Source organism: bacterium (genome assembly GCA_035559435.1).
Classification (GTDB): domain Bacteria; phylum Zixibacteria; class MSB-5A5; order WJJR01; family WJJR01; genus JACQFV01.
Map to the genome: position 1 here is coordinate 1 of DATMBC010000095.1, position 8431 is coordinate 8431.

Consider the following 8431-nt stretch of genomic DNA (forward strand, 5'->3'; position numbering starts at 1 on the left):
CCCGCCGGTGGCCAGCGCGCGAATGCCGATACCGGTCCAGGCGCGTCCCGGCTGACCGGCATGGAAGTAACCGAGCGATGGCCCGAACAGGAAACCGGGGTAGGCCGCGACCAGCGTCGCCACGGTGAGCACGGTTCCCAGAAGCGAGTAGTTGAAGGCCGTACCCGGGGAGACATAGCCGGGGAGCGTGTCGAGACGGAGGGCGAGCGACTCGGCGGGAAGCCCGCCCGGCGCCTGCGGCGGGGCGCCGTCCGGCGTGAGCAGGATCACGGCAAGACCGATTCCAATGGAGACAGCCGGGCTGCGGATTTGCCCCATGCGACACTCCAGTCTCTTCGCGACTCGGCGCGACTTTGTCGAATGCGCAGATGTGGGACTTCGGTTCGATGACAACACAAAGGCAGCGCAGGAATCAATCGGTCAACAGGCAAAAACGAAGCGGCCCATCCCTCGCGGGATGGGCCGGCATCGTGTGCGCTCTGCTTGACCGTCGATCAGTCGATGGATCACAAGCACGGGTTGCAGTATTCCGTGAGGGGATTGGTCCCACGGAACGCCACGTTGACGATCTTGACGGCATCGACCACGCCGGTTACGCCGTCGCAGTTCACATCGGTCGGTTCGCGCGGACAGTTCGGGCTGGGATCGGGAGCGACGGCCGCGCCGCGGAAGGCGACGTTGACGACCAGCACGACATCCAGCACGTTGTTGATGACGCCGTCGCAGACCGGATCGGCGTGGCAGTCGCAGGCGCAGGCCTCGCAGGCGTCGCCGATGCCGTCGGCGTCGGCATCCTCCTGACCCGGATTGCTCGTGGCCGGGCAATTGTCGCAGAAATCCATGACACTGTCGCCGTCGGCATCGACCACATCGGGGCAGGCGACGACAGTCTTGAACATCGAGCGGCCATGGGTGCCGGCGACGAGTTTGCGCGTGCCCTGATGGAAATCGATGTCGTGGACGGGGGTCAAAAGCGGCATCCCCTGATCGAGCGGGATCCAGTTCTGCCCGCCGTCGTGGGTCATGTAGACGCCGAAGTCGGTGCCGATGTAGAGCGCGGAATCGGGATAGTCGGGGTCGATGACGACATCGTTGATCGGCGCATCGAAGAGGTCGCCGTCGATCGGTGTCCAGCTCGCGCCGTAGTCGCTGGTCCGGTAAATGTGCGCCTCATGGTCGGCGAGTTTGTAACCGGAGAGGGTCACATAGGCGATGGCGGGGTTGGTCGGGTGGACGGTCAGGCGCGTGACCCAGCGGTTGGGCAGTCCGGCCGTGATATTTGTCCAGTTGCCGCCGTCGTTTTGCGTCACCCAGACATTGGCGTCGTCAGTGCCGACATAGACGACGCCCGCCGTGTTGGGCGACACGCCAATGGTGGTGATGGTGCCGAAGGCGAGGTTGCCGGGATCATCGCCATCGGTCAGATCGCCGGAGATCGGCGCCCAGTTGGCGGCGCCATCGCTGGTCTTGTACAGCCGATGGGAACCGTAGTAGAGAACCTCGTTGTCGTAGGGCGCCATCTCGAAGGGGGTTGACCAGTTGTGGCGGTCGTTGTTGTAGTCGATGCCGTTCATGGCGTAGTAGAAGTTCACGCCGAGGTCGGGGGATTTCAACAGGTAGCCGTTCTGATATTCGGCGTAGACGACATCGGCGTTGGTGAAATCGACCACGGTGTAGAAACCATCGCCGCCGAGGATGCGATCCCAATCGCTGAGCGCGCCGGTGAGCGTGCGCAGGGTGCCGTTGTCCTGCGTGCCGCCGTAAAGACGGTCGGGGTTGAGTTTGTCGATGGTCATGGCATAGAACTGCGAGTTGCCCATGTTGGCGCGCGGAGTGAAGTTGTTGCCCGCGTCGGCGCTGTAGGCCACGCCGCCGTCGCCGCCGAGGTAGATCTGGTTGCCGTTGGTCGGGCTGAAGGCGAGCGCGTGGAAATCGACGTGCAGATCGCCGGTGACATTCTCCCAGGAGGCGCCGCCGTCGACGGATTTGTAGAGCGGCACGCCGAGCGCGAAGACCACCTCGGGATTGGTGGGGTGGCAGCGGATCTGGCCGAAGTACCAACCGAAGCCGCCGGTCAAACCGCTCAAGGCGGCATCGTTCACGCGTGACCAGAAGCCGCCCAGGTCATCGCTGCGGTAAATGCCGGCGAAATTGCCGGGGTGCTCATCGAACATCGCGTAGACGGTCTCGGAGTTTTGCGTCATGGCCAGGCCGACGCGTCCGAGGATCGCCGACGGCGCCGGCAATCCGAAGCCGGGAACCACGCCGCCGTTAAGTTTTGTCCAGTTGGCGCCGAAGTCGGTCGAGCGCCAGATCGCGGTCGACCATCCTCCCGCCTGCCGTTGCATCGGATTGCGCCAGCGCTGCCACATGCCGGCGAGAATCGTGCCGGTGGAGGCATGGAAGGCGACATCGATGCAGCCGGTGGTGTCGTTGATGTAGAGCAGTTGCTCCCAACTAGCGCCGCCGTCTTGCGAGCGGTAGAGGCCGCGTTCGGGATTGGTGCCGAACATGCGTCCGGCGACGGCGACATAGACGGTGTCGGGGCGCAAGGGATCGATCACGATGCGGCCGATGCTGTAGCTGTTGGGCAGGCCCACCAGGGTCCAGGAAGCGCCGCCGTCGATGGTCTTGTAGATGCCGGTGCCCTCGTAGTTGTCGGTGGCGGCGTTGGCTTCGCCGGTGCCGGCATAGAGGATGTTGTCGTTGATCGGGTGGATCGCGATCGCGCCCATCGGCTGCGGCCCGGGGTCATCGAAGACCGGCGTCCAATTGTTGCCGCCATCGATGGACTTGAACACACCGCCGGCGGCCGAGGCGGCAAAGACGATGCTGGAGTTGTAGGGATTGATGGCAAGATCGACGACCCGTCCGGGAATGTTGGTCGGACCGGCATCGGACCAGACCGGCGCGGCCTGCGCGTCCTTGGCGGCGGACGCGCGCCGGAGGTCGAGCGCCTTGTCCTTCGCCTTCATGCGGGCCTCAACGGGGACATCATCTCCCGGCCAAGCGCGCTGGAGGTAGAACCAGTCGTTGGGACGGGACTTGGCCTTGGGAACCTTGCCGCGCTGGGCGACAACGTCGTGCACCATGGTGAAGTAGGCGCGCGCGGGGGAAGTGCGCTCGCGCTGGGTCAGGAACAGGCACACGATGGCCACGCCGAGCAGCGCGCCGGCGGTCAGCAATACACGTTTGATTGTCATTCGCAGTCCGTCTGTGTGAAGTAAAACGACCAGATCACTCCGCAAGGTACGGGTTTTTGCGGATTTGGCAAGCGACCCGGCGAACAAAGATTCCAATCTGATCGCGTCAAAGAGCGCCGTGATCAGATTGGAATCACGATTATTAGAGGGGGTCGGACATTCCTGTCTGACCTGCCATCGCCGGTTGGGGGCCGCTTTTTGGCCCCCGAGCGGCGATGGCATTGCGCGGGAGGACAACCCCGCCGTGTGTATCGCCCCGTGAGGCGGGTCATAAAGCTGGCCCGCTTCACGAGGCGATGGACAGACAGGAATGTCTGTCCTCCTGAAAGACACAGATTCCAAGCCGGTCGCGGCAAAGAGCGCCGCAAACGGCCGGAATGACAGATGTGTGGCGCGAATACGATATCGCGGATGGCAATAAACACTACGTGTGATTGGCGCGGAATTCGCGGATGTAGTCCCAGGCCTCCTGGGCGGTTTCGGCGTAGATGAAGAGGTCCTTGTCCTCGGGGTCGATGACGCCGTTCTCGACCAGCGCATCGAAGTTGAGAACATCATTCCAGAACTCGCGTCCCATGAGCACCACCGGCAAAGGCGGAACCTTCTGGGTCTGCACCAGCGTGAGCGCCTCGAAGAGCTCGTCCATGGTGCCGTAGCCGCCGGGGAAGGCGACCAGCGCCTTGGCGCGCAGGAGGAAGTGCATCTTGCGGATGGCGAAGTAGCGGAATTGAAAGCAGAGATCGGGCGTGATGTACTGATTGGGCCGCTGCTCGTGGGGCAGCGTGATGTTGAAACCGATCGATTCGGCGCCGACGTCATAGGCGCCGCGGTTGGCCGCCTCCATGATGCCGGGGCCGCCGCCGGTGACAATCACATAGTCAGCGGAGCCGTCGCTGCGGTTGGCCTCGGAGACGATCCGTCCAAACTTGCGCGCCTCGTCGTAGAAGCGTGACAGCGACAGCAACCGCTCCGCCGCCTTGCGGAGGATTTGCAGCCGCGGGTCGCCCGGATTCTTTTTCAATTGCGCGTCCAGATCCGCCAGCCGCCGTTCGGCATCCGGTTTCTCCCAGATGCGCGTGCCGCCGAAGACCACGATGGTGGAGCGAATGCGGTGCTTCTGAAGGGTCAGCTCCGGCTTGAGCAGTTCGAGCTGCAGGCGCACGGGGCGCAGTTCATCCTGACGGAGAAATTCAAGGTCCTCGTAGGCGCGAATGTAGGAGCGGGAGCGCTCCCACCAGCGATCTTCCGGTTCGCTGCGATTGGTCATGTCTGTCCCTCGATGCGGCCGGGTCCTCCCGCCGTCGCATCAAGGAGCGGCGCGCATCGGGGATCAACAAGAGAAAACTCGGGCGCGGCGACGGCGCAATATAGAACGAGCGGGGAGCCGTGCGACTCCCCGCTCGGGACGAGCATGTCAAAGCGAACTAATTGCAGGTCGATCCGGTCGGCGGCGCGGTGTCGCACGGGTTGCAGAACTCGACGGCCGGGTCGCCGCCACGGAAGGCGACGGTGGCCATCTTGACCACATCGATGACGTTGCTCACACCGTCGCAGTTGACGTCGGTGCGTTCGGCCGGGCAACCCGGATCACAGGTTGAAGGCATACCGCGGAAGGCGACGTTGATGGCGATGACCACGTCACGCACATCCACTTTGACGCCGTCGCAGTTGGCGTCGCCGTGGCAGGTGCACACGCAGGTCGCCACACAGGCCGCCTGGCCGCAGGTGAAGTAGCCGCCGCAGGTCGCGGTGCCGGCGCAGGTGGCCGCCTGGCAGGTGCTCGTGCCGGGACAGGTCACGTTGCCCTGGCAGGAGTGCGTATCCCAGCAGGTCGCGGTGTGCGCGCAGGTGGCCTGACCCGGGCAGGTCGGCGTGCCGGCGCAGGAGATCGTGCCGTTGCAGGTCGGCCCATCGCAGGTGGTGGTGCCGGCGCAGGACACAAATCCGGCGCAGGTCGCCTGATGGTCGCAGGTCGGGCTGTTCGGGCAGGTGTGGTAGCCCTCACAGGTGGCCGAGTAGTGACAGGTCGCCCCGCCCTGGCAGGTGACGTTGCCCTGACAAGTGTAGGCGCCGAAGCAGGTCACGCTGCCTTCGCAGGTGGCGAAGTCGCAGGTCGGTTGATTGACGCAGGTCGGCGAACCCTGGCAGGTGCCGGTCCAGCAGCAGGTCGGCTGCCGGGTGCAGGTAACGCCGGTGGCGCTGCAGGTCGGCGTCCTGCCGCAGGTCGGCATGCCAGTGCAGGTTTCCCAGTTGGTGCAGGTCGGGCCCCAGGCGCCGCATGTCGGCATGAAGCCGGAGCAGGTCGAGGTCCCCTGACAGGTCGGATAGCCGGCCGACGTCGGTGAGCAGCAGGTCGGGCTGCCGGGGCAGGTGGAACTGCCGGAGCAGGTGTTGAAGCCGCTGCATGAGTACGAATCCGGACAGGTGGCTGAACCCGGGCAGGTGGTGCCATTGCAGGTCTGAGTGCCCGGGCAGGTCAGCGCGCCATGGCAGGTCGCCACGCCGGCGCAGGTCTTGGCGTTGATGCATGAAACCGCACCCACGCACGACGGGTTGCCGGCGCAGGTGTTCTGACCGGCGCAGGTCGCCTGGCCCCAGCAGGAGAAGTGCTGGCCGCAGGTCGGGCTGGGCGAGCAGGTTACCACCGCGCAACTGACCGAGTGCGGACAGCTCGGCATCCCGACACAAGTCGCCGCGCCTTTACAGGTCACCTGGCCCTTACAGGTGGTCGCGCCCACGCAGGTCGGCGAACCGGGGCAGGTTGACAGCGAGGCGCAGGTGATCGTATGACCGCATGAGATCGACCCCAGACAGGTCTGTGTGCCCGGGCAGGTCACCACATCGGCGCAGGTGATCGAGCCCGGACAGGTGAACTGGCCGGCGCAGGTCAGCGCGGTGGGCGAACAGGTCGCGGTGCCGGCGCAAGTGGCCGCGCCGCCGCAGGTGTGCAGCGGGGCGCAGGTCGCGGTGCCGGCGCAAGTCTGGAAGCCGGTGCAGGTCGACTGGTTCGGGCAGGTCGGCGAGTCCACGCACGTGTAGGAACCCTCGCAAGTCTGATAGCCCGGACAAGTCGGCACATCGGAGCAAGTGATGTTCTGGCAAGTTGTGGTGCCTTGGCAGGTGGCCGCGCCGCCCGGACAGGTGGGCTGATTGGCGCAGGTCTGCAGATCCGAGCAAGTCGGCGTGCCGGGACAAGTGTTCGACCACGAGCAGGTATGGTAACCGGAACAGGTCGCCGTGGTGTTGCAGGTGATATTGCATGTGGCGGCGGTCTGACAGGTCACGGTGCCGGCGCAGGTCTGTTGTCCGGCGCAGGTGGCGCTGCCGGGGCAGCTGGCCTGCGCGTCGCAGGTCTGGGTGCCGGTGCAGGTGTTGGAGCCCGGACATGTCAGACTGGCGTTGCAGGTGTTCTGGCCACTGCAAGTGGGTGCGGTCCCGCAGGTGGGCAGACCAGCGGCGCAGGTGGTCGTGCCGTTGCAGGTCGGCGTGCCCGGACAGGTTTGATTGCTGGCGCAGGTCGCCGCGCCGGCGCAGGTGTGATACCCTTCGCAGGTGTAAGTGCCCGGACAAGATGGGTAGCCGACGCAAGTGGTCGCGTTGTTACAGGTCGCGTAGCCCTTGCATGTCGGGTTGCCGTCGCAGGTGGCCCCGGTTGAACCGAAGCAGGTCAGACTGCCCTGGCAGGTGGCCCAGCCGGGACAACTGGCCGTGCCCTGGCATGTCGCGACCGTGGCCGCGCACGACGCGGTCCCATCGCAGGATGGCTCGGTGCTGCAGGTGGTGCTGCCCGGGCAGGTGGGATGGCCGGCGCAGGTGGCGCCGGTGGCATCACACGAGGGCGAACCATCGCAGGTCGGGCCGGTCGGATCGCAGGTGTTCGATCCGGAGCAGGTGACGTAGCCCGCACAGGTCGCTCCGCCGGCCGCGCAGGAAACGCCGCCGCAGGTGGCGGTGCCATCGCAGGTCGCACCCGCGCTGCAGGTGGCGGCGCCGCCGCAGGTCGGCGACTGATCGCAGGTCGGCGTGGCGGCATCGCAGGTGACCGAGCCATGGCAACTGGCCGTGTTATAGCACGTCGGCTTGCCATCGCAGGTCGGCTGCATGTTGCAGGTCGGGAAATGCAGACAGGTCGGCTGATCGCCGCAGGTCGGCTGTTCGAAGCAGGTGGTCGAGCCCGGACAGGTCAGCGTGCCCTCGCAGGTGGGGGTCCCGGGGCAGGTCTGCTGGCCGGAGCAGGTGGTCGAGCCATCGCACGACGCGGTGCCGGCGCACGAGGCGGTGCCGGGACAGGTGGTTGTCCCCTCGCAACTTTGAGTGCCGACACAGGTCGGGAATCCCGGCATGGTCGGCGGCAGACAGTCGGGCGCGCCGTTGCAGGTCATCTCACCGGTGCAGGTGGGCGTGCCATCGCAAGTCTGAGTGCCGGTGCAGGTGTAAGTGCCCTCGAGCGTGGCCATCCTGACCCCGGCGGCTCCGGGGTTTGGGGCCTGCTCCGGATGCGGCTTGGCCTGCTTCGCCGGATAGGCGGGCTTGGCCGCGGCATTCGGCTCCTCGAATTTCTCGATCGAGGTTTTGAGACTGTGCTGGAAAAGCGGGGATGGTTCCGGATCTGAAGCAGAGAACGCGTTGGACACCAGCGCGAACGCGACGAGCATGGTCGAGACTACCAGCAGGCCACGACATCGCGCCTTGGTAGTTCGACCGCCAGTACAGATGCACTTCACGACCCACCTCCTGGGCCTAGGGTACGGGACTCTTCAGTTGCCTCAGAACACTTCGTGCAGAACGTAATGGGCCGGGGAGCACCACTCGACCCACCGAGCGTAAGAGAATCATACATTAATAATTTTGTCAAGAATATTTTCAGACAGAATTAATTCTCATTGCGGCGCCGCGTCAACGTAACATATTAAAAGACAATGTGATAGGAAAAGATAAAACGGGCGGGACACCTTGTGTCCCGCCCGTTGGCGCTTCCGGCCCGTTCTGGCTACGGGCAGTTGGTGGGATAGGGATTGCAGGCGCAGGGGTCGCAGTAACCGGGCGAGCAAGTGCGTTACATTCGATCACCACGACCACGTCCATCACGTCGTTGATTACACTGTCGCAGACCGGATCGCCGCGGAACTGGCAGTCACACTGCGCCGGGCTGTACTGCGGAATCGGTGGCAAGTCAAATAAACCGCCGCAGATCGGGATGCCGGCGTAGGTGGCACTGCTGAGGCGGG

The 8431-nt window shown here is 65.0% G+C and carries 5 protein-coding genes; all 5 read right to left on the reverse strand.

The window, feature by feature from the left end; translation table 11 throughout:
* A partial coding sequence (locus VNN55_10995; protein HWO58082.1) for a hypothetical protein occupies nucleotides 1-318 on the reverse strand: 318 nt, incomplete at its 3' end.
* A gap of 188 nt (nucleotides 319-506) precedes the next feature.
* A complete protein-coding gene (locus VNN55_11000; GenBank protein HWO58083.1) occupies nucleotides 507-3203 on the reverse strand; it encodes a hypothetical protein in 2697 nt (898 codons plus the stop codon).
* 424 nt (nucleotides 3204-3627) lie between these two features.
* Nucleotides 3628-4470: an LOG family protein gene (locus VNN55_11005; GenBank protein HWO58084.1), complete on the reverse strand. Its 843-nt coding sequence runs from the start codon at nucleotides 4468-4470 to the stop codon at nucleotides 3628-3630.
* 157 nt (nucleotides 4471-4627) lie between these two features.
* Entirely contained in the window at nucleotides 4628-7858 is a 3231-nt protein-coding gene (locus VNN55_11010) for a hypothetical protein (GenBank protein HWO58085.1), read from the reverse strand.
* A gap of 241 nt (nucleotides 7859-8099) precedes the next feature.
* Nucleotides 8100-8431 (reverse strand): hypothetical protein (locus tag VNN55_11015; protein HWO58086.1); only part of this gene is annotated, 332 nt, incomplete at its 5' end.

Coding starts and splice junctions, on each gene's coding strand:
- VNN55_11000 (HWO58083.1), bottom strand. CDS start 3,203: ATGACAATCAAACGTGTATTGCTGACCGCCGGCGCGCTGCTCGGCGTG.
- VNN55_11005 (HWO58084.1), bottom strand. CDS start 4,470: ATGACCAATCGCAGCGAACCGGAAGATCGCTGGTGGGAGCGCTCCCGC.
- VNN55_11010 (HWO58085.1), bottom strand. CDS start 7,858: ATGCTCGTCGCGTTCGCGCTGGTGTCCAACGCGTTCTCTGCTTCAGAT.